General features: G+C 61.7%; 20 protein-coding genes. 19 read left to right on the top strand and 1 reads right to left on the bottom strand.

Annotated features, from left to right (window positions below; translation table 11 throughout):
- Nucleotides 1-341: 341 nt before the first annotated feature.
- Nucleotides 342-1,160, bottom strand: a complete 819-nt coding sequence (gene suhB / locus HGO40_RS20700) for a type III secretion system regulator SuhB (RefSeq protein ID WP_003185165.1) — start codon at nucleotides 1,158-1,160, stop codon at nucleotides 342-344.
- Nucleotides 1,161-1,304: 144 nt separating this feature from the next.
- On the opposite strand from suhB, the gene trmJ reads away from it, so the two are divergent.
- From trmJ to der, 19 genes are all read left to right on the top strand, one after another.
- Nucleotides 1,305-2,075 carry a tRNA (cytosine(32)/uridine(32)-2'-O)-methyltransferase TrmJ gene (trmJ, locus tag HGO40_RS20695; protein WP_250964538.1) on the top strand — a complete coding sequence of 257 codons (771 nt, stop codon included), beginning with the start codon at nucleotides 1,305-1,307 and terminating at the stop codon, nucleotides 2,073-2,075.
- 1 nt (nucleotide 2,076) lies between these two features.
- A complete protein-coding gene (cysE, locus tag HGO40_RS20690; RefSeq protein WP_250964537.1) occupies nucleotides 2,077-2,853 on the top strand; it encodes a serine O-acetyltransferase in 777 nt (258 codons plus the stop codon).
- Nucleotides 2,854-3,121: 268 nt separating this feature from the next.
- Nucleotides 3,122-3,613 carry a Fe-S cluster assembly transcriptional regulator IscR gene (gene iscR, locus HGO40_RS20685; RefSeq protein WP_018611583.1) on the top strand — a complete coding sequence of 164 codons (492 nt, stop codon included), beginning with the start codon at nucleotides 3,122-3,124 and terminating at the stop codon, nucleotides 3,611-3,613.
- Between the two features lie 50 nt (nucleotides 3,614-3,663).
- Nucleotides 3,664-4,878, top strand: coding sequence for an IscS subfamily cysteine desulfurase (locus tag HGO40_RS20680; RefSeq protein WP_250964536.1), 1,215 nt, complete (start codon nucleotides 3,664-3,666; stop codon nucleotides 4,876-4,878).
- Between the two features lie 43 nt (nucleotides 4,879-4,921).
- Complete coding sequence (gene iscU / locus HGO40_RS20675) at nucleotides 4,922-5,308, top strand: Fe-S cluster assembly scaffold IscU (protein ID WP_003185157.1); 387 nt, start codon at nucleotides 4,922-4,924, stop codon at nucleotides 5,306-5,308.
- A 25-nt stretch (nucleotides 5,309-5,333) separates the two neighbouring features.
- On the top strand, nucleotides 5,334-5,657 hold the full coding sequence (gene iscA, locus HGO40_RS20670; protein ID WP_003185155.1) for an iron-sulfur cluster assembly protein IscA: 324 nt from the start codon (nucleotides 5,334-5,336) through the stop codon (nucleotides 5,655-5,657).
- Nucleotides 5,658-5,665: 8 nt separating this feature from the next.
- Nucleotides 5,666-6,187 carry a co-chaperone HscB gene (gene hscB, locus HGO40_RS20665; RefSeq protein ID WP_250964535.1) on the top strand — a complete coding sequence of 174 codons (522 nt, stop codon included), beginning with the start codon at nucleotides 5,666-5,668 and terminating at the stop codon, nucleotides 6,185-6,187.
- A gap of 50 nt (nucleotides 6,188-6,237) precedes the next feature.
- The gene (hscA, locus tag HGO40_RS20660; RefSeq protein ID WP_250964534.1) at nucleotides 6,238-8,100 is read left to right on the top strand and encodes a Fe-S protein assembly chaperone HscA; all 1,863 of its coding nucleotides are present in this window, start codon (nucleotides 6,238-6,240) and stop codon (nucleotides 8,098-8,100) included.
- Between the two features lie 3 nt (nucleotides 8,101-8,103).
- The gene (gene fdx, locus HGO40_RS20655) at nucleotides 8,104-8,445 is read left to right on the top strand and encodes an ISC system 2Fe-2S type ferredoxin (protein ID WP_039592120.1); all 342 of its coding nucleotides are present in this window, start codon (nucleotides 8,104-8,106) and stop codon (nucleotides 8,443-8,445) included.
- A 13-nt stretch (nucleotides 8,446-8,458) separates the two neighbouring features.
- The gene (gene iscX, locus HGO40_RS20650; RefSeq protein ID WP_250964533.1) at nucleotides 8,459-8,659 is read left to right on the top strand and encodes a Fe-S cluster assembly protein IscX; all 201 of its coding nucleotides are present in this window, start codon (nucleotides 8,459-8,461) and stop codon (nucleotides 8,657-8,659) included.
- Between the two features lie 88 nt (nucleotides 8,660-8,747).
- The gene (gene ndk, locus HGO40_RS20645; RefSeq protein WP_003185145.1) at nucleotides 8,748-9,173 is read left to right on the top strand and encodes a nucleoside-diphosphate kinase; all 426 of its coding nucleotides are present in this window, start codon (nucleotides 8,748-8,750) and stop codon (nucleotides 9,171-9,173) included.
- A 28-nt stretch (nucleotides 9,174-9,201) separates the two neighbouring features.
- Nucleotides 9,202-10,350: a dual-specificity RNA methyltransferase RlmN gene (gene rlmN, locus HGO40_RS20640; protein ID WP_250964532.1), complete on the top strand. Its 1,149-nt coding sequence runs from the start codon at nucleotides 9,202-9,204 to the stop codon at nucleotides 10,348-10,350.
- A 12-nt stretch (nucleotides 10,351-10,362) separates the two neighbouring features.
- Complete coding sequence (pilW, locus tag HGO40_RS20635) at nucleotides 10,363-11,121, top strand: type IV pilus biogenesis/stability protein PilW (protein WP_053118628.1); 759 nt, start codon at nucleotides 10,363-10,365, stop codon at nucleotides 11,119-11,121.
- Nucleotides 11,121-12,167 carry a RodZ domain-containing protein gene (locus tag HGO40_RS20630; protein ID WP_250964531.1) on the top strand — a complete coding sequence of 349 codons (1,047 nt, stop codon included), beginning with the start codon at nucleotides 11,121-11,123 and terminating at the stop codon, nucleotides 12,165-12,167. The genes pilW and HGO40_RS20630 overlap by 1 nt, the downstream gene beginning before the upstream one ends.
- A gap of 3 nt (nucleotides 12,168-12,170) precedes the next feature.
- Nucleotides 12,171-13,280: a flavodoxin-dependent (E)-4-hydroxy-3-methylbut-2-enyl-diphosphate synthase gene (ispG, locus tag HGO40_RS20625; RefSeq protein ID WP_003185136.1), complete on the top strand. Its 1,110-nt coding sequence runs from the start codon at nucleotides 12,171-12,173 to the stop codon at nucleotides 13,278-13,280.
- 22 nt (nucleotides 13,281-13,302) lie between these two features.
- Complete coding sequence (gene hisS / locus HGO40_RS20620; protein ID WP_250964530.1) at nucleotides 13,303-14,592, top strand: histidine--tRNA ligase; 1,290 nt, start codon at nucleotides 13,303-13,305, stop codon at nucleotides 14,590-14,592.
- 40 nt (nucleotides 14,593-14,632) lie between these two features.
- Nucleotides 14,633-15,274, top strand: a complete 642-nt coding sequence (locus HGO40_RS20615; protein WP_250964529.1) for a YfgM family protein — start codon at nucleotides 14,633-14,635, stop codon at nucleotides 15,272-15,274.
- Nucleotides 15,267-16,418 (top strand): outer membrane protein assembly factor BamB, encoded by a 1,152-nt coding sequence (bamB, locus tag HGO40_RS20610; protein WP_053118636.1) that lies wholly within the window; start codon nucleotides 15,267-15,269, stop codon nucleotides 16,416-16,418. Before HGO40_RS20615 ends, bamB begins: the two co-directional genes overlap by 8 nt.
- A gap of 199 nt (nucleotides 16,419-16,617) precedes the next feature.
- Nucleotides 16,618-18,090 (top strand): ribosome biogenesis GTPase Der, encoded by a 1,473-nt coding sequence (gene der / locus HGO40_RS20605; protein ID WP_250964528.1) that lies wholly within the window; start codon nucleotides 16,618-16,620, stop codon nucleotides 18,088-18,090.
- The last annotated feature ends 63 nt before the right edge of the window (nucleotides 18,091-18,153 follow it).

The following is an 18,153-nucleotide window of genomic DNA, read 5'->3' as shown; positions in this document are numbered from 1 at the left end:
TTTGCCGCCCAATCAGTACGAGCGGCAAACAGCCTGAAAACACCGATTGAGGTGTCCGGAAAAAGTTGACCACCTCAATCTTATGCCTACCCCAAATCTCCTTGTGGGAGCGAGCTTGCTCGCGAAAGCGGTGGCTCAGCCTGCATCCATGTCCAAGGTGTAATCCATTGTGGCGAGGGAGCTTGCTCCCGCTGGGCTGCGCAGCAGACCCAAGATCTTGCGGTCGCTGCGCAACCGAGCGGGAGCAAGCTCCCTCGCCACAATGTCCGCCTCTGGGCTGGGTGGTGTGAAACAGGCATAAAAAAAGCACCCCGAAAGGTGCTTTTTTCTAGCCGGGCGACTTAACGCTTCAACGAAGCCGGCAAGTGCGGCTGGATAGCCGTCAGCACAGCCTTGAAGCATTTGGTGTTGCCGGCAACGATGTGGCCTTTCTCAAGGAAATCATGGCCGCCGGTGAAGTCGCTCACCAAGCCGCCGGCTTCCTGGATCAACAGGGCGCCCGCAGCCATGTCCCACTCGGACAGGCCCGACTCCCAGAACGCATCGAAACGGCCAGCCGCCACATAAGCCAGGTCCAGGCTCGCGGCACCGGCGCGGCGGATGCCGGCGGTCTGGCCGACCAGGGCGCGGAACATGCCCAGGTAGTTGTCCAGATTATCCATCTGGTCATCACGGAACGGGAAGCCGGTACCCAGCAGGGCGCCGTCCAGGCTGGTGCGGCCGCTGACGCGCAGGCGACGACCGTTCAGTTGGGCGCCACGGCCACGGCTGGCGGTGAATTCTTCCTGGCGAACCGGGTCCAGCACGACGGCGTGTTCCAGGCGGCCACGGTATTTGCAGGCGATGCTGACCGCAAAGTGAGGAATGCCGCGCAGGAAGTTGGTGGTGCCGTCCAGCGGATCGATGATCCACAGGTACTCTTCGCCTTCGATGCCAGTACCGGCGTGCATGCCGGTCTCTTCACCGAGGATGGAGTGGTTTGGGTAAGCCTTGCGCAGGGCGTCGACGATTTTCTGCTCGGCGGCGCGATCGACCTCGGACACGTAGTCCTTGGCGTCTTTTTCATCGACCTTGATGGTATCCAGGCGCTCGATGGAGCGGAAGATCAGTTCACTGGCGCTGCGGGCGGCGCGCAGCGCGATATTCAGCATGGGCTGCATGGATGTGTCACCTAAGGTTGTTAAAGAAAGCCGCGCATTCTATCAGAAAGTTTTCTCAGGAGAAGGTTGGGGTTCGCTTTCATAGCTTAACGGTAGGTGCTTAGGTAAGATTTGCTCCCTTTATCGTGTTCGAGAGCGCCTCCCTTGTTGCAGAACATTCGTGTCGTCCTGGTCAATACCAGCCATCCGGGTAACATCGGCGGAGCTGCGCGGGCCATGAAGAACATGGGCCTGTCGCGCCTGGTGCTGGTCGAGCCGCGCTTGTTTCCCCATCACGAAGCCGATGCCCGGGCCTCCGGCGCCGGTGACATCCTCGCCAACGCCCAGGTCGTCGCCACCCTGGAAGATGCCCGGGTGGGGTGCAACCTGGTGCTCGGCACCAGCGCCCGCGACCGCCGCATCCCCTGGCCGCTGCTCGACCCCCGCGAATGCGGCACCAAAGTGGGCGAGGAGGCCGCGCAAGGCTTCGAGATCGCCCTGGTGTTCGGCCGTGAAGACTCCGGCCTGACCAACGACGAGCTGCAGCGATGTCACTTTCACGTGCATATCCCTTCCGACCCCGAGTTCAGTTCCTTGAACCTGGGGGCGGCGGTGCAGGTGTTGAGCTATGAAGTGCGCATGGCTTGGCTGGCGGCCGAAGGCAGGCCCAGCAAAGTCGAAAAAACCGAGGTGACGTCGCCGCGCAGTGAGACACTGGCGACCATGGACGAGTTGGAGCGATTCTTTGAACACCTGGAGCAGACCCTGGTGGACATCGAATTCCTCGACCCGGAAAAGCCGCGGCACTTGATGGCGCGCCTGCGTCGGTTGTACGGACGAAGCTCGGTGAGCCGGGCGGAGATGAATATATTGCGCGGCATCCTCACGGAAACCCAGAAAGCGGCCCGTGGCGAGCTGATTAAGCGGAAGAAATAAAATGTTCGAACGTTTGCGTGAAGATATCCAAAGTGTTTTCCATCGTGACCCGGCGGCGCGGAATGCCTTTGAAGTGCTGACCTGCTACCCGGGCATGCACGCCATCTGGATCCATCGCCTGTCCGGGGCTTTGTGGGGCATGGGCTGGAAGTGGTGGGCGCGGCTGGTCTCGAACTTCGGCCGCTGGCTGACCGGGATCGAGATCCACCCGGGTGCCAAGGTCGGTCGCCGCTTCTTCATCGACCATGGCATGGGCATCGTCATCGGTGAAACCGCCGAGATCGGCGACGACGTGACGCTCTACCAGGGCGTGACCCTCGGCGGCACCAGTTGGAACAAAGGCAAGCGCCACCCGACGCTGGAAGACGGCGTGGTGGTCGGTGCCGGCGCCAAGGTGCTCGGGCCGTTCACGGTCGGGGCGGGGGCGAAAGTCGGTTCCAACGCCGTGGTGACCAAGGCTGTGCCGCCGGGCGCGACCGTGGTGGGCATTCCGGGGCGGAGCATCGTCAAGTCCGACGACGAGCAGGACGCCCGCCGCAAGGCCATGGCCGAGAAGATCGGCTTCGACGCCTACGGTGTCGGCGAAGACATGCCCGACCCAGTCGCCCGCGCCATCAACCAGTTGCTCGATCACCTGCAAGCCGTCGATGGGCGCCTGGAGGGGATGTGCGGCGCCCTGAAGGACTTGGGCAGTAATTACTGTGCCAAGGACCTGCCTGAACTGCGCGAGGAAGACTTTGCTTGTGTGAAGGACAAGGATGAGAGCCAGGCCAGCTGATATCCGGCAGGCTTCATCGCGAGCAAGCTCGCTCCCACAGGGGATCGGCGTCGTACACCCATTGTGCGTTCACCAATGGACCCTTGTGGGAGCGAGCTTGCTCGCGATGAACGATAAAGCGGTATAGCTGGTCGTTAGCCGCCTACCTTTGCTATCATTCGCGCGCTCTTTCGCGGGTAAACCCGAGTAAAGCACTAGGTCTTATACTTGACTTAAATACTCGGGAATTGCATACTCGCCCCCATTCCGAACTCCGTGGTAATTGTCCATGCGACTGACTACAAAAGGCCGATACGCCGTGACCGCAATGCTGGATCTGGCATTGCATGCGCAGCACGGGCCGGTGTCCCTGGCCGATATCTCCGAGCGCCAGGGCATTTCCCTGTCCTACCTTGAACAGCTGTTCGCCAAGCTGCGCCGTAGCAACCTGGTCTCCAGCGTTCGCGGCCCCGGCGGCGGCTACCAGCTGTCGCGCGACATGCAGGGCATCCAGGTCGCCCAGGTGATCGATGCAGTGAACGAATCGGTCGATGCGACCAAATGCCAGGGCCTTGGCGACTGCCATGGCGGCGATACTTGCCTGACCCACCACTTGTGGTGCGACCTCAGCCTGCAGATCCACGAATTTCTAAGCGGTATCAGCTTGGCTGACCTTGTAACTCGCCGTGAGGTGCAAGAAGTAGCCCAGCGTCAGGACCAGCGCCGTTGCAATAGCAAGACGCTGCACCTGGACAAGATTGAAGCGTCCGCCGTCGAATGACCGCCGCAGAGCACGCGGAACGCCAGCCAGCCTGATTTAGGAGAGAGTCCATGAAATTGCCGATTTACCTTGATTACTCAGCGACCACCCCGGTTGATCCGCGTGTTGCGCAAAAAATGAGTGAATGCCTGCTGGTCGACGGAAACTTCGGCAACCCGGCGTCCCGTTCCCACGTGTTCGGCTGGAAGGCTGAAGAGTCGGTGGAAAACGCCCGTCGCCAGGTCGCCGACCTGGTCAACGCCGACCCGCGTGAAATCGTCTGGACCTCCGGTGCCACCGAATCCGACAACCTGGCAATCAAGGGTGTCGCGCATTTCTACCACACCAAGGGCAAGCACCTGATCACCTCCAAGATCGAGCACAAGGCTGTCCTGGACACCATGCGCCAACTGGAGCGTGAAGGCTTCGAAGTCACCTACATCGAGCCTGGTGAAGACGGCATCATCACCCCGGCCATGATCGAAGCCGCCCTGCGCGACGACACCATCCTGGTCTCGATCATGCACGTGAACAACGAAATCGGCACTGTCAACGACATCGCCGCCATCGGCGAACTGACCCGTTCCAAGGGCGTCCTGTTCCACGTCGACGGCGCACAGTCCACCGGCAAGGTCGACATCGACCTGTCCAAGCTGAAAGTCGACCTGATGTCGTTCTCGGCCCACAAGACTTATGGCCCTAAAGGCATCGGCGCCCTGTACGTCAGCCGCAAGCCGCGTGTTCGCCTCGAAGCGACCATGCACGGCGGCGGTCACGAGCGTGGCATGCGTTCCGGCACCCTGGCGACCCACCAGATCGTCGGCATGGGCGAAGCCTTCCGTGTGGCCAAGGAAGACATGGCCGCCGAGACCGTACGCATCAAGGCCCTGAGCGACCGTTTCTTCAAGCAGGTCGAGCACCTCGAAGAACTCTACGTCAACGGCAGCCTGCCCGCCCGCGTACCGCACAACCTGAACCTGAGCTTCAACTACGTTGAAGGCGAGTCGCTGATCATGGCGCTCAAGGATCTGGCCGTGTCGTCCGGTTCGGCGTGCACCTCGGCGTCGCTGGAGCCTTCGTACGTACTGCGCGCCCTGGGCCGCAACGACGAACTGGCCCACAGCTCGATCCGCTTCACCTTCGGCCGTTTCACCACCGAAGAAGAAATCGATTACGCCGCGCAGAAAGTCTGCGAGGCCGTTACCAAGCTGCGCGCTCTGTCGCCGCTGTGGGACATGTACAAAGACGGCGTCGACATCTCGAAAATCGAATGGGCGGCGCACTGAGAAGTCGCCACCAGAGCGGCTCCACTGATGAGGATTGAAGCAAATGGCATATAGCGAAAAGGTCATCGACCACTACGAGAACCCGCGCAACGTCGGCAAGATGGACGCGCAGGATCCTGATGTCGGCACCGGCATGGTCGGCGCTCCGGCTTGCGGCGACGTGATGCGCCTGCAGATCAAGGTCAACGAGCAAGGCATCATCGAAGATGCCAAGTTCAAGACCTATGGCTGCGGTTCCGCCATCGCGTCCAGCTCCCTGGCCACCGAGTGGATGAAGGGCAAGACCCTTGATGAAGCCGAAACCATCAAGAACACCCAGCTGGCCGAAGAACTGGCCCTGCCGCCAGTGAAGATCCACTGCTCGGTACTCGCCGAAGACGCCATCAAGGCCGCCGTTCGCGATTACAAGCAGAAGAAAGGCTTGATCTGATCCGCGTTACGGTAAGGAGTTTTCCATGGCTATCCAGATGACAGAAGCGGCAGCTAACCATATCCAGCGCTCCCTTGCGGGGCGCGGCAAGGGCGAGGGTATCCGCCTGGGTGTTCGCACCACGGGCTGTTCTGGCCTCGCCTATGTACTGGAATTCGTCGACGAAGTGGGCGAAGACGATCAGGTGTTCGAGAGTCATGGTCAGAAAGTGATCATCGACCCGAAAAGCCTGACGTACCTGGACGGCACCGAGCTGGATTTCGTCAAGGAAGGGTTGAACGAAGGCTTCAAGTTCAACAACCCCAACGTGCGCGGTGAATGTGGCTGCGGCGAAAGCTTCAACATCTGAGGCGGCTTGTGGGTACTCCTTGTCATTTTGCGTTGTTCCAGATGCAGCCGGCGTTCCAGCTGGATCTCGAGCAGTTGTCCGCGCGTTACCTTGAGCTGGCCCGTGGCGTCCATCCCGACCGCTTTGCCGATGCTTCCGAGGCGGAGCAGCGGCGGGCGCTCGAGCAGTCGGCGAACCTCAACGAGGCTTACCAGACGCTCAAGCACCCGGCCAAGCGCGCGCGTTACCTGCTCGCCATCAGCGGCCATGAGTTGCCGCTGGAGGTCACGGTCCATGATCCCGAGTTTCTGTTGCAGCAGATGCAATGGCGCGAAGAGCTCGAGGACCTGCAGGACAGCGCCGACCTGGCCGGTGTCGCGGTATTCAAGCGCCGCTTGAAAGACGCCCAGCAAACACTGAACGACAGCTTCGCAGCCTGCTGGAACGATGCCGCGCAGCGCGAACAGGCCGAGCGCCTGATGCGGCGCATGCAGTTCCTCGACAAGCTCACCTACGAAGTGCGCCAGTTAGAAGAGCGCCTCGACGATTAACCCAGTGCCGCTCCGGTCGCACGCCTGATTACAGATAAGTCCTGATTACGATGGCCCTACTGCAGATCGCCGAACCCGGCCAAAGTCCACAACCGCACCAGCGTCGCCTGGCTGTCGGGATCGACTTGGGTACCACCAATTCCCTGGTCGCTGCCTTGCGCAGCGGTCTTTCCGAACCGCTGGCCGACGAGCAGGGACGGGTGATCCTGCCGTCCGCCGTGCGTTATCACGCCGACCGCGTCGAAGTGGGCGAGTCGGCCAAGCTGGCCGCCGCCACTGACCCCTTGAACACCATTGTCTCGGTCAAGCGCTTGATGGGTCGTGGCCTGTCCGACGTCAAGCAATTGGGCGACCAGCTGCCGTACCGCTTCGTCGGTGGCGAGTCCCATATGCCGTTCATCGAAACCGTGCAGGGCCCGAAAAGCCCGGTCGAGGTTTCCGCCGACATCCTCAAGGTCCTGCGCCAGCGCGCCGAAGCGGCGTTGGGTGGTGAGTTGGTGGGTGCGGTCATCACCGTCCCGGCCTATTTCGACGACGCCCAGCGCCAAGCCACCAAGGACGCGGCCAAGCTGGCCGGCCTGAACGTGCTGCGCCTGCTCAACGAGCCGACCGCTGCGGCGGTCGCGTATGGCCTGGACCAGCATGCCGAAGGCCTGGTCGCCATCTACGACCTGGGCGGTGGTACGTTCGATATTTCGATCCTGCGCCTGACCGGCGGTGTCTTCGAAGTCCTGGCCACCGGTGGCGACAGTGCCCTGGGCGGCGATGACTTCGACCATGCCATCGCTGGCTGGATCATCGAGCAGGCGGGCTTGTCCGCCGACCTCGACCCGGGTGCGCAACGCCACCTGCTGCAAACCGCCTGCGCCGCCAAGGAAGCCTTGACCGACGCCGCCACCGTTGAAGTGGCTTATGGCGAGTGGAAAGCCGCGCTGACCCGCGAAGCCTTCGATGCCCTGATCGAACCCATGGTCGCCCGTAGCCTCAAGGCCTGCCGCCGGGCCGTGCGTGATTCCGGCGTGGAGCTGGAAGACGTCAAGGCCGTGGTCATGGTCGGTGGTTCGACCCGCGTGCCTCGGGTTCGCGAAGCCGTTGCCGAGGCCTTTGGCCGCCAGCCGCTGACCGAAATCGACCCGGACCAGGTGGTGGCCATCGGCGCCGCGATCCAGGCCGATACCCTGGCCGGCAACAAGCGTGACGGCGGCGAATTGCTGTTGCTCGACGTGATTCCGTTGTCCCTGGGGCTGGAAACCATGGGCGGGCTGATGGAGAAGGTGATTCCACGCAACACCACCATCCCGGTTGCCCGCGCCCAGGACTTCACCACCTATAAAGACGGCCAGTCGGCCATGATGATTCACGTGCTGCAAGGCGAACGTGAACTGATCAGCGACTGCCGCTCCCTGGCCCGCTTCGAATTGCGCGGCATCCCGGCCATGGTTGCCGGTGCGGCGAAAATCCGCGTGACCTTCCAGGTCGACGCCGACGGCTTGCTCAATGTTTCTGCCCGCGAACTGGGTTCGGGCGTGGAAGCGAGCATCCAGGTCAAGCCGTCCTATGGCCTGACCGACGGCGAAATCGCCAAGATGCTGAAGGATTCCTTCCAGCACGCCAGCGACGACAAGGTCGCCCGTGTACTGCGCGAGCAACAGGTCGACGGCCAGCGCCTGATCGAAGCCGTGCAAGGTGCCCTTGAGGCCGACGGCGACCGGTTGCTCGACGCTGAAGAGCGCATGGTCATCGAGCTGCAGTTGCAGGAATTGTCCGAATTGATCAAAGGCACCGATGGTTATGCCATCGAGCAGCAGACCAAGCGTCTGTCGCAGGTCACCGATGCCTTTGCTGCCCGCCGCCTGGACTCGACGGTGAAAGCCGCCCTGGCGGGGCGCAACCTGAATGAAATCGAGGAATAACTGATGCCGCAGGTGATTTTTCTGCCCCACGAGAAGTTCTGTCCGGAGGGCATGGTCGTGGAGGCCGAGCCCGGGATTTCCATTCTCGAACTGGCCCATGAGCACCATATTGAGATAGAGAGTGCCTGTGGCGGCGTCTGTGCTTGCACGACGTGCCATTGCATCATTCGTGAGGGCTTCGATTCGCTGGAAGAGGCAGACGAGTTGGAAGAAGACTTCCTCGATCGGGCCTGGGGGCTGGAGGCACAATCGCGCCTGAGCTGCCAAGCCATCGTCGGCACCGAAGACCTGACCGTCGAAATCCCGAAATATTCGCTTAACCATGCGGCCGAAGCGCCGCACTGATGGTGACACTGTCATGAGCTATGGTTGGAATGATGTACAACGCATCGCAGAAGAGTTGGCCGAAGCCAAGCCGGACGTGAATCCGTTGACCGTTAATTTTGTCGATCTGCAGCACTGGATCATGGAGCTTCCCGATTTCGACAGTACCTCTGGCCGTTGCGGCGAGAAGGTCTTGGAAGCGGTCCAGGCGCTCTGGATCGAAGAAATCGACTGATCGACCTGGCAGGTTAGGCAATACCCCTGAACCCGCGTATAATTCGCGGGTTTAATTTTTCGCAAATTACCGTTTCTGGAGTTACACCATGGCTGTTCAACGTACTTTCTCCATCATCAAGCCTGACGCCGTTGCTAAAAACGTGATCGGCAAGATCGTTACCCGCTTCGAAGACGCTGGCCTGCGCGTTGTAGCTTCGAAAATGAAGCAACTGTCCAAGGCCGAAGCCGAAGGCTTCTACGCTGAGCACAGCGAGCGCGGTTTCTTCGGTGAGCTGGTTGCCTTCATGACTTCCGGTCCGGTTGTCGTTCAGGTGCTGGAAGGCGAAAACGCTATCGCTCGCAACCGTGAGCTGATGGGCGCTACCAACCCTAAAGAAGCTGCTGCCGGCACCATCCGTGCTGACTTCGCTGAATCCATCGACGCCAACGCCGTCCACGGTTCGGACTCCGAAGCCGCCGCTGCTCGCGAAATCGCTTACTTTTTCGCTGCTACTGAAGTAACCGCTCGCTAAGCATTGGCTTAAGAGTGAAGGTGAATCCATGACTACATCGACTGTTAAAACCAATCTGCTGGGGCTGACCCAGCCGGAAATGGAGAAATTCTTCGACTCGATCGGGGAGAAGCGTTTCCGTGCCGGTCAGGTGATGAAATGGATTCACCACTTTGGCGTCGACGACTTCGACGCCATGACGAATGTCGGCAAGGCCCTGCGCGAAAAGCTCAAGGCTGTTGCCGAGATTCGCGGCCCCGAAGTGGTCAGCGAGGACATCTCCAGCGACGGCACCCGTAAGTGGGTGGTGCGCGTGGCGTCCGGCAGCTGCGTCGAGACCGTCTACATTCCCCAGGGCAAACGCGGCACCTTGTGCGTTTCGTCCCAGGCGGGCTGTGCCCTGGATTGCAGTTTCTGCTCCACCGGCAAGCAAGGCTTCAATAGCAACCTCACCGCCGCCGAAGTGATCGGCCAGGTGTGGATTGCCAACAAATCCTTTGGCAGCGTCCCGGCGACCGTCGATCGTGCCATCACCAACGTGGTGATGATGGGCATGGGTGAGCCGCTGCTGAACTTCGGCAACGTCGTTTCCGCCATGCACCTGATGATGGATGACCTGGGCTACGGCATTTCCAAGCGCCGCGTGACCCTGTCCACCTCCGGCGTGGTGCCGATGATCGATGAGCTGGCCAAGCACATCGACGTCTCCCTGGCGTTGTCGCTGCACGCACCCAATGACGCATTGCGTAACCAATTGGTGCCGATCAACAAGAAATATCCGCTTAAGATGCTGCTCGAGTCGTGCCAGCGCTACATGTCGTCCCTGGGCGAAAAGCGCGTGCTGACCATCGAGTACACGCTGCTCAAGGATGTGAACGACAAGGTCGAACACGCGGTCGAGATGATCGAGCTGCTCAAGAACATCCCGTGCAAGATCAACCTGATCCCGTTCAACCCGTTCCCGCATTCCGGGTACGAGCGTCCGAGCAACAACGCGATTCGTCGCTTCCAGGATCAGCTTCACCACGCTGGCTTCAATGTCACCGTGCGCACCACCCGCGGCGAAGACATCGACGCCGCTTGTGGCCAATTGGTAGGACAGGTGCTGGATCGCACCCGTCGCAGCGAACGCTACATTGCCGTGCGTGAGTTGAACGCCGCGGACGATGCGGTGCAAAACGCTGCGAACAGTCACTAAGAGAGGATCTCTATGTCCCTGCGCTTCGCGCTCGTTTTGCTGTTGGCCGGCCTTTGTTCCGGTTGTGTCCTGTCGGGTGACTACAACCCGATGAAGACCAGCAAAGGGCGCGACGAGGCACGTGTGGCCTATGTGCAACTGGGCATCGGCTACCTGCAACAGGGCATGACCGAACGGGCCAAGGTACCGCTCAAGAAAGCCCTGGAGCTGGACGATTCCGACCCGGATGCCAACGCGGCCCTGGCCCTGGTATTCCAGGCCGAAATGGAGCCGGAACTGGCCGACCAGCATTTTCGCAAGGCGCTGTCTGGCCGGCCGCAAGACGCACGGATCCTGAACAACTACGGCAGCTTTCTTTTCGAGCAGAAACGCTACAAGGAAGCCTACGAGCGCTTCGAGCAGGCTGCCGCCGATACCCTTTACCCTGAGCGTTCGCGGGTGTTCGAGAACCTCGGCATGACCGCCGCGCAGCTCGGCCAGCGTGACCTGGCCCGCCAGCAGTTGGAAAAGGCGCTACGGCTCAATCGCCAGCAACCGCGGGCGCTGCTGGAAATGGCTGAGTTGTCCTACGAAGACAGGCATTATGTGCCCGCGCGTGACTACTACGAGCGTTTTAGCCTGCTGAGTGAGCAAAATGCACGTAGTCTATTGCTCGGCGTTCGGCTGGCACATGTGTTTGAAGATCGCGACAAAGCTGCAAGCTACGGCTTGCAACTCAAAAGACTCTATCCCGGTACGCCGGAATATCAGCAATACCTGTCGGAGCAATGATGAAAGCGGCGCATCCCGAAGTTGTAGCAGCGACTCGCGTAAATCCCGGTGAGACCCTGCGTCAAGCCCGCGAAAGCAATGGTTGGTCGCTGGCCGAAGTGGCCCTCAAGCTCAATCTCACCGTGGCTTCCCTGGGCAATCTGGAAGCGGGCGCGTTCGACAAGCTGCCTGGGCACACCTTCGCCCGCGGCTATATCCGCGCCTATGCCAAGCTGCTCGGCATGGACCAGACCGTACTGGTCCAGCAATTCGATCAATACACCGGTTCCGATGCCCAGGGCAGCAACGTGCACAGCCTGGGGCGCATCGAGGAGCCGGTTCGCGTTTCCCATACCATTTTGCGCATTGTCAGCCTGTTGCTGCTGATTGCGGTGATTGGTGGCGGTTTTGTCTGGTGGCAGGACCAGGCTTCCTTGCGCAACAAGGAGCCGGTCGCCATGAACCCCGAGCACGTCGAAGTTGAGGGCGCTGACGGCACCACCCAGATCCATCCATTGGACGAGCCGGAAGACCAGGCGGTTGTCGAAGGCCAGGCCGAAGGCGAAACCGCCCTGGCGTTGCCTCAAGGCCAGGATAACGGCGAAGCCGATGCTACCGCTGGCGCCGAGCCGACCGGGCCATCCGCTCCGGCAGCAGCTCCTGCGCCGGCCGCACCGACCGCGCCGGCCCACGCTGGCAGCGTGCCGGCTGTTCCCGCCGCCCCGGCGGCGCCCGCGCCGGTTCCCGCCACGCCAGCGCCACCCGTTGCGGCTCCGAGCGTACCGGCTGCTCCTGCAACCCCAGCGGCCCCGGCGCCTGCACCCGGTGACGGCCAGGTACAAATCCAGTTCACTGCCGACTGCTGGACGCAAATCACCGACGGCAACGGCAAGGTGCTGTTCAGTGGCCTGAAGCGCAAGGGCGACAGCACGGCCGTCAACGGCAGGCCGCCGTTTGCCGTACGCCTGGGTTATGCCCGTGGCGCGCAGGTCAGCTACAACGGCCAGCCAGTCGACATCGCTCCGTTCACCAGTGGCGAGACCGCTCGCCTGAAGTTGGGTCAATAAGTCATGCACGGCGAATCTCCAATCAAGCGTCGCGAATCCCGGAAAATCTGGGTCGGTAACGTGCCCGTGGGCGGCGATGCGCCAATCGCTGTGCAGAGCATGACCAACAGCGACACCAACGACGTGGCCGCCACGGTCGCCCAGATCAACCGCCTGGAAGCCGCCGGTGTCGACATCGTGCGGGTATCGGTGCCGGACATGGACGCCGCCGAGGCGTTCGGCAAGATCAAGCAACTGGTCAAGGTCCCCTTGGTCGCCGACATCCACTTCGACTACCGCATTGCCTTGCGCGTGGCCGAGTTGGGCGTCGATTGCCTGCGCATCAACCCGGGCAACATCGGTCGCGAAGACCGTGTGCGTGCCGTGGTGGATGCCGCGCGCGACCGGGGCATCCCGATCCGTATCGGCGTGAACGCCGGTTCCCTGGAAAAAGACCTGCAAAAGAAATACGGCGAACCGACCCCGGCGGCGCTGGTGGAATCGGCGCTGCGCCATGTGGAGCACCTCGAACGCCTGAATTTCCAGGACTTCAAGGTCAGCGTGAAGGCTTCCGACGTGTTCATGGCCGTCGAAGCCTACCGTCTGCTGGCCAAGGAAATTGTCCAGCCGCTGCACCTGGGCATCACCGAAGCCGGTGGGTTGCGCTCGGGCACGGTGAAATCCGCCGTCGGCCTCGGTATGCTGCTCGCCGAAGGGATTGGCGATACCATCCGCATCTCGTTGGCGGCTGACCCGGTCGAGGAAGTGAAAGTCGGCTACGACATTCTCAAGTCCCTGCACCTGCGTTCCCGTGGCATCAACTTTATCGCCTGCCCGAGTTGCTCGCGGCAGAACTTCGATGTGGTCAAGACCATGAACGAACTGGAAGGGCGCCTTGAGGACCTGCTGGTGCCGCTGGATGTCGCGGTGATTGGTTGCGTGGTCAACGGGCCGGGTGAAGCCAAGGAGGCCCATATCGGCCTGACGGGCGGTACGCCGAACCTGATTTACATCGACGGCAAGCCGTCGCAGAAACTGACGAATGACAATCTGGTGGATGAGCTGGAACGGCTGATTCGCCAGAAAGCGGCCGAAAAGGTCGAAGCCGACGCAGCGGTCATCGCGCGCGGTTAAGTCGAAAGATTAAGGAATACACGTGAGCAAGTCTCTGCAAGCCATTCGTGGCATGAACGACATCCTGCCCGAGCAGACGCCCCTGTGGCGCTATTTCGAGGGCACCGTGGCGCGCCTGCTGGATAACTACGGTTACCGGCAGATCCGCATGCCGATCGTCGAGTTCACCGAGCTGTTCAAGCGCTCCATCGGTGAAGTGACCGATATCGTCGAAAAAGAGATGTACACCTTCGACGACCGCAACGGCGATTCCCTGACCTTGCGCCCCGAAGGCACGGCGGCCTGCGTGCGGGCGGTGCTCGAACACGGCATCACCGGCGGCGGCCAGGTGCAGAAACTCTGGTACATCGGCCCGATGTTCCGTCACGAGCGCCCGCAGAAAGGCCGTTATCGCCAGTTCCACCAGATCGGCCTCGAAGTGTTCAACCTCGACGGCCCGGACATCGACGCCGAGCTGATCGTCATGACCTGGCGCCTGTGGGGCGAGCTGGGGCTGCGTGACGCGGTCAAGCTCGAGCTCAACAGCCTGGGCACCAGCGAGTCCCGTGGCCGCTACCGTGAAGCGTTGGTGGAGTTTCTGTCCGCCCACCTCGACAAGCTGGACGAAGACAGCCAGCGCCGCTTGAAGACCAATCCACTACGCGTGCTCGACACCAAGAACGCCGAGACCCAAGCGATCCTGGTGGACGCGCCGAAAATGGCCGACTACCTCGACGACGAATCCCGTGCGCACTTCGAGGGGCTGAAGGCACGCCTCGACGCCGTGGGCATTCCCTACGTGATCAACCCCAAGTTGGTCCGTGGCCTGGATTACTACAGCAAGACCGTGTTCGAGTGGGTCACCGACAAGCTCGGCGCCCAAGGCACCGTCTGTGCCGGTGGCCGCTACGACGGGCTGGTGGAGCAGATGGGCGGCAAGCCGACCCCGGGCGTGGGCTTTGCCATGGGCATCGAGCGCCTGGTGCTGATGCTTGAGGCGCTGGATAAAGTGCCCGAAGAGCTGTCCCGTCAGGTCGACGTCTACCTGTGCGCCTTTGGCGAGGCCGCCGAACTGGCCGCCCTGGCCCTGAGCGAGCGGATCCGTGACCAGTTGCCCAACCTGCGCCTGCAGATCAACGCCGGCGCCGGCAGCTTCAAGAGCCAATTCAAGAAGGCCGACAAGAGCGGTGCGCTGTACGCACTGATCCTCGGTGACGACGAACTGGCCCAACAAGTGGTAGGTTTCAAACCCCTGCGTGGCCAGGGCGAACAACAAAGCATTGCCTGGGATGCGCTTGCTGCACACCTGGCCACCTGCGTCGTGCAGGGTTGAAGCTGTCAAACAGCCGATTTAGCGATTGAGGAGTATTGGGGTGTCGAGTACCGAAGATGAACAGCTGGCGGATTTGAAGGACTGGTGGACGCGCAACGGCAAGCCGCTGGTCACTGGCGGCCTGTTGGCGCTGGTCATCGTGTTCGGCTGGCAGGCCTACCAGAAATACCAGAGCAACCAGTCGCAAGGCGCCTCGGTGCTCTACCAGCAATTGCTGGAAACCACCCTGACCCCGGACGGCAAGCCTGACGCGGCCCGCGTGGCGGACCTGGCCGGCAAGCTGGACAAGGAATTCGGCGGCACTGCCTACGCCCAATACGGTCGCCTGTGCGTGGCCAAGGTGGCGGTGGACAGCGGCAAGCTGGACGACGCGGCCACCGAGCTGAAAGCCATCGTCGACAAGCCGGTCAACCCGACCCTGGGCGAAGTGGCGCGTCAGCGCCTGGCGCAGGTGCTGGCGGCGCAGAACAAGGCCGAAGACGCCTTGAAGCTGCTCGACGGCGATGCCGACAAGGCGTTCCTGGCGACTCGCGAAGAACTCAAGGGCGACCTGCTGGTACAGCTGGGTCGTGCCGATGAGGCCCATGCGGCCTACCAAAAAGCCAAGGCTGCGCTGTCGGATGAAGCCGCGGTCGGTGGCCTGCAAATCAAGCTGGACGACCTGGCCAAAGGGGATGCGTGACGTGATTCGTTGGAAACATGCAGCATTGCTGGCCCTGGCCATTCTGGCCGCGGGTTGCAGCAGCAACAGCAAGAAAGAACTGCCACCGGCCGAACTGACCGACTTCAAAGAAGAAGTCGTGCTGCAGAAGCAATGGAGCCGCTCCATCGGCGATGGCCAGGGTGAAACCTACAACATGCTGGTGCCGGCCATCGACGGCGACACTATCTATGCAGGCGACGTCACCGGCGTGGTGATGGCGATGGACCGCACCAACGGTGACGTCAAATGGGAAAAGGACCTTGAACTGCCTGTTTCCGGCGCCGTTGGCGTGGGTTACGGCCTGGTCATGATCGGCACGCTCAAGGGTGAGATCGTCGCCCTGGACGCGAGCAGCGGTGAAGAGAAATGGCGCGCCCGCGTGACCAGCGAAGTGCTCGCACCGCCCGCCACCAACGGTGACGTGGTGGTGGTGCAGACCCAGGATGACCGTCTGATCGGCCTGGATGCCGCCACCGGCAACCAGCGCTGGTTGTACGACAGCACCCCGGCGGTACTGACCCTGCGTGGCACCAGTGCGCCGATCGTTACCAACCGCCTGGCGGTGGCTGGCTTGTCGACGGGTAAAGTGGTTGCCCTGGATATTTCCAACGGCGTGCCGGTGTGGGAACAGCGCGTAGCGATCCCGCAAGGTCGTTCGGAACTGGAGCGTGTGGTCGACATCGACGGCGGCTTGCTGCTGTCCGGCGGTACGCTGTACGTCGCCAGCTACCAGGGTCGCGTCGCGGCACTGGACCTGGAAAGCGGTCGTCCGCTGTGGCAGCGCGATGCGTCCAGCTACGCCGGTGTCGCCCAGGGCTTTGGCAGCGTCTACGTGAGCCTGTCCTCGGGTACCGTCGAAGGCGTTGACGAGCGTTCCACCACCGCATTGTGGAGCAACGACTCCCTGGCCCGTCGTCAACTGTCGGCCCCGGAAGTGTTCTCCAGCTACGTCGCAGTGGGTGACCTGGAAGGTTACCTGCACCTGCTCAGCCAGGTGGACGGTCGTTTCGTCGGCCGTGAGCGCATCGACAGCGACGGCCTGCGTGCCCGTCCGCTGGTGGTGGGCAACATGATCTATGTGTATGGCAACAGCGGCAAACTGGAAGCCCTGACCATCAAGTAAGACTATGCTTGGGTTAATTCCCAAGCGGCTTCATTCATGTGGGAGCGGGCTTGCTCGCGAAAGCGGTGGATCAGTTGACATCCATCTCATTGGGCCACCGCATTCGCGAGCAAGCCCGCTCCTACAGGTTGGCCCCGAGCACCAGCCGCTGCCTCGCAGCGGCTTTTGTATTTTCTGAAATAACGAAGTGGAGAGCCGCATGGTTCCCGTAATCGCCCTGGTGGGCCGACCGAACGTCGGCAAGTCCACCTTGTTCAACCGCCTGACCAGGACTCGCGACGCCATTGTCGGCGACTTGTCCGGTCTGACCCGTGATCGCCAATACGGTGAGGCCAAGTGGCAAGGGCGTACCTATATTCTGGTCGACACCGGCGGCATCTCCGGTGATGAACACGGCATGGACGAAAAAATGGCCGAGCAGTCGCTGCTCGCCATCGAAGAAGCCGATGTGGTGCTGTTCCTGGTAGACGCCAAGGCCGGCTTTACCGCCGCCGACCAGATGATCGCCGAGCATTTGCGCAAGCGTAACAAGCGTTCCTACGTGGTCGCCAACAAGGTCGACAACATCGACCCGGACATGGCTCGCGCCGAGTTCGCACCGTTGGGCATGGGCCAGGCGATCCCGATCGCCGGCGCCCACGGTCGCGGCATCACCCAGATGCTGGAAATTGCCCTGGAGAGTTTCCCCAAGGACGACGCCGAAGAGCCGGAAGACGGCGAAGAAGAGGTCGTTGCCGAAGGCGAGGAAGCCAGGCGCATTCCGGGCCCGAGCGAAACAGACGGGATCAAGATCGCCATCATCGGCCGCCCGAACGTGGGCAAGTCGACCCTGGTCAACCGCATGCTCGGCGAAGACCGGGTCATCGTCTACGACCAGCCCGGCACCACCCGTGACAGCATCTACATTCCCTTCGAGCGTAATGAAGAGAAGTACACGCTGATCGACACCGCCGGTGTGCGCAAGCGCGGCAAGATCCACGAAGAAGTTGAAAAGTTCTCCGTGGTCAAGACGCTGCAGGCGATCAAAGACGCCAACGTGGTGATCTTCGTGATGGACGCCCGCGAGGGTGTGGTCGACCACGACTTGAACCTGCTGGGCTTTGCCCTGGAAGCCGGTCGTGCATTGGTCATCGCGATCAACAAGTGGGACGGCATGACGCCGAGCGAGCGCGACTTTGTGAAAGTCGAACTCCAGCGTCGGCTGTTCTTCGTCGACTTCGCCGACATCCACTTCATCTCGGCCTTGCACGGCACGGGCGTGGGCAACCTCTACGCTTCGGTGCAGAACTCGTTCAAGTCGGCGGTCACTCGCTGGCCGACGAACCGCCTGACCCAGATCCTCGAAGATGCGGTCGGCGAGCACGCGCCACCGATGGTCAACAACCGTCGGATCAAGCTGCGCTACGCCCACTTGGGCGGTGCCAACCCGCCGATTATCGTGATCCACGGTAACCAGATCGAGAAGGTGCCCAAGTCGTACGTTCGCTACCTGGAGAACACCTACCGTCGCGTCCTGAAGCTGGTCGGCACGCCGATCCGCATCGAGTTCAAGGGCGGCGAGAACCCGTACGAAGGCAACAAGAACACGCTCACCGACCGCCAGGTCAACAAGAAGCGCCGCTTGATGTCGCACCACAAGAAGGCCGACAAGAAGCGCCGCGACAAGCGCTGACTCAGGACCGCTTTTGTGGCGAGGGAGCTTGCTCCCGCTGGGCTGCGCAGCAGCCCCAAAGAT

Origin of the sequence: Pseudomonas sp. CG7 (genome assembly GCF_023701885.1) — a bacterium.
In the GTDB taxonomy this organism is placed as follows: domain Bacteria; phylum Pseudomonadota; class Gammaproteobacteria; order Pseudomonadales; family Pseudomonadaceae; genus Aquipseudomonas; species Aquipseudomonas zanjanensis.
The sequence above is the reverse complement of the archived record's forward strand: the minus strand, read 5'-3'. Positions and strand labels throughout refer to the sequence as shown.

Excerpts from the sequence above, each read along its gene's own strand:
- suhB (WP_003185165.1), bottom strand. The coding sequence starts at position 1,160 with ATGCAGCCCATGCTGAATATCGCGCTGCGCGCCGCCCGCAGCGCCAGT.
- cysE (WP_250964537.1), top strand. The coding sequence starts at position 2,077 with ATGTTCGAACGTTTGCGTGAAGATATCCAAAGTGTTTTCCATCGTGAC.
- iscR (WP_018611583.1), top strand. The coding sequence starts at position 3,122 with ATGCGACTGACTACAAAAGGCCGATACGCCGTGACCGCAATGCTGGAT.
- HGO40_RS20680 (WP_250964536.1), top strand. The coding sequence starts at position 3,664 with ATGAAATTGCCGATTTACCTTGATTACTCAGCGACCACCCCGGTTGAT.
- iscU (WP_003185157.1), top strand. The coding sequence starts at position 4,922 with ATGGCATATAGCGAAAAGGTCATCGACCACTACGAGAACCCGCGCAAC.
- iscA (WP_003185155.1), top strand. The coding sequence starts at position 5,334 with ATGGCTATCCAGATGACAGAAGCGGCAGCTAACCATATCCAGCGCTCC.
- hscA (WP_250964534.1), top strand. The coding sequence starts at position 6,238 with ATGGCCCTACTGCAGATCGCCGAACCCGGCCAAAGTCCACAACCGCAC.
- fdx (WP_039592120.1), top strand. The coding sequence starts at position 8,104 with ATGCCGCAGGTGATTTTTCTGCCCCACGAGAAGTTCTGTCCGGAGGGC.
- iscX (WP_250964533.1), top strand. The coding sequence starts at position 8,459 with ATGAGCTATGGTTGGAATGATGTACAACGCATCGCAGAAGAGTTGGCC.
- ndk (WP_003185145.1), top strand. The coding sequence starts at position 8,748 with ATGGCTGTTCAACGTACTTTCTCCATCATCAAGCCTGACGCCGTTGCT.
- rlmN (WP_250964532.1), top strand. The coding sequence starts at position 9,202 with ATGACTACATCGACTGTTAAAACCAATCTGCTGGGGCTGACCCAGCCG.
- pilW (WP_053118628.1), top strand. The coding sequence starts at position 10,363 with ATGTCCCTGCGCTTCGCGCTCGTTTTGCTGTTGGCCGGCCTTTGTTCC.
- HGO40_RS20630 (WP_250964531.1), top strand. The coding sequence starts at position 11,121 with ATGAAAGCGGCGCATCCCGAAGTTGTAGCAGCGACTCGCGTAAATCCC.
- ispG (WP_003185136.1), top strand. The coding sequence starts at position 12,171 with ATGCACGGCGAATCTCCAATCAAGCGTCGCGAATCCCGGAAAATCTGG.
- bamB (WP_053118636.1), top strand. The coding sequence starts at position 15,267 with ATGCGTGACGTGATTCGTTGGAAACATGCAGCATTGCTGGCCCTGGCC.
- der (WP_250964528.1), top strand. The coding sequence starts at position 16,618 with ATGGTTCCCGTAATCGCCCTGGTGGGCCGACCGAACGTCGGCAAGTCC.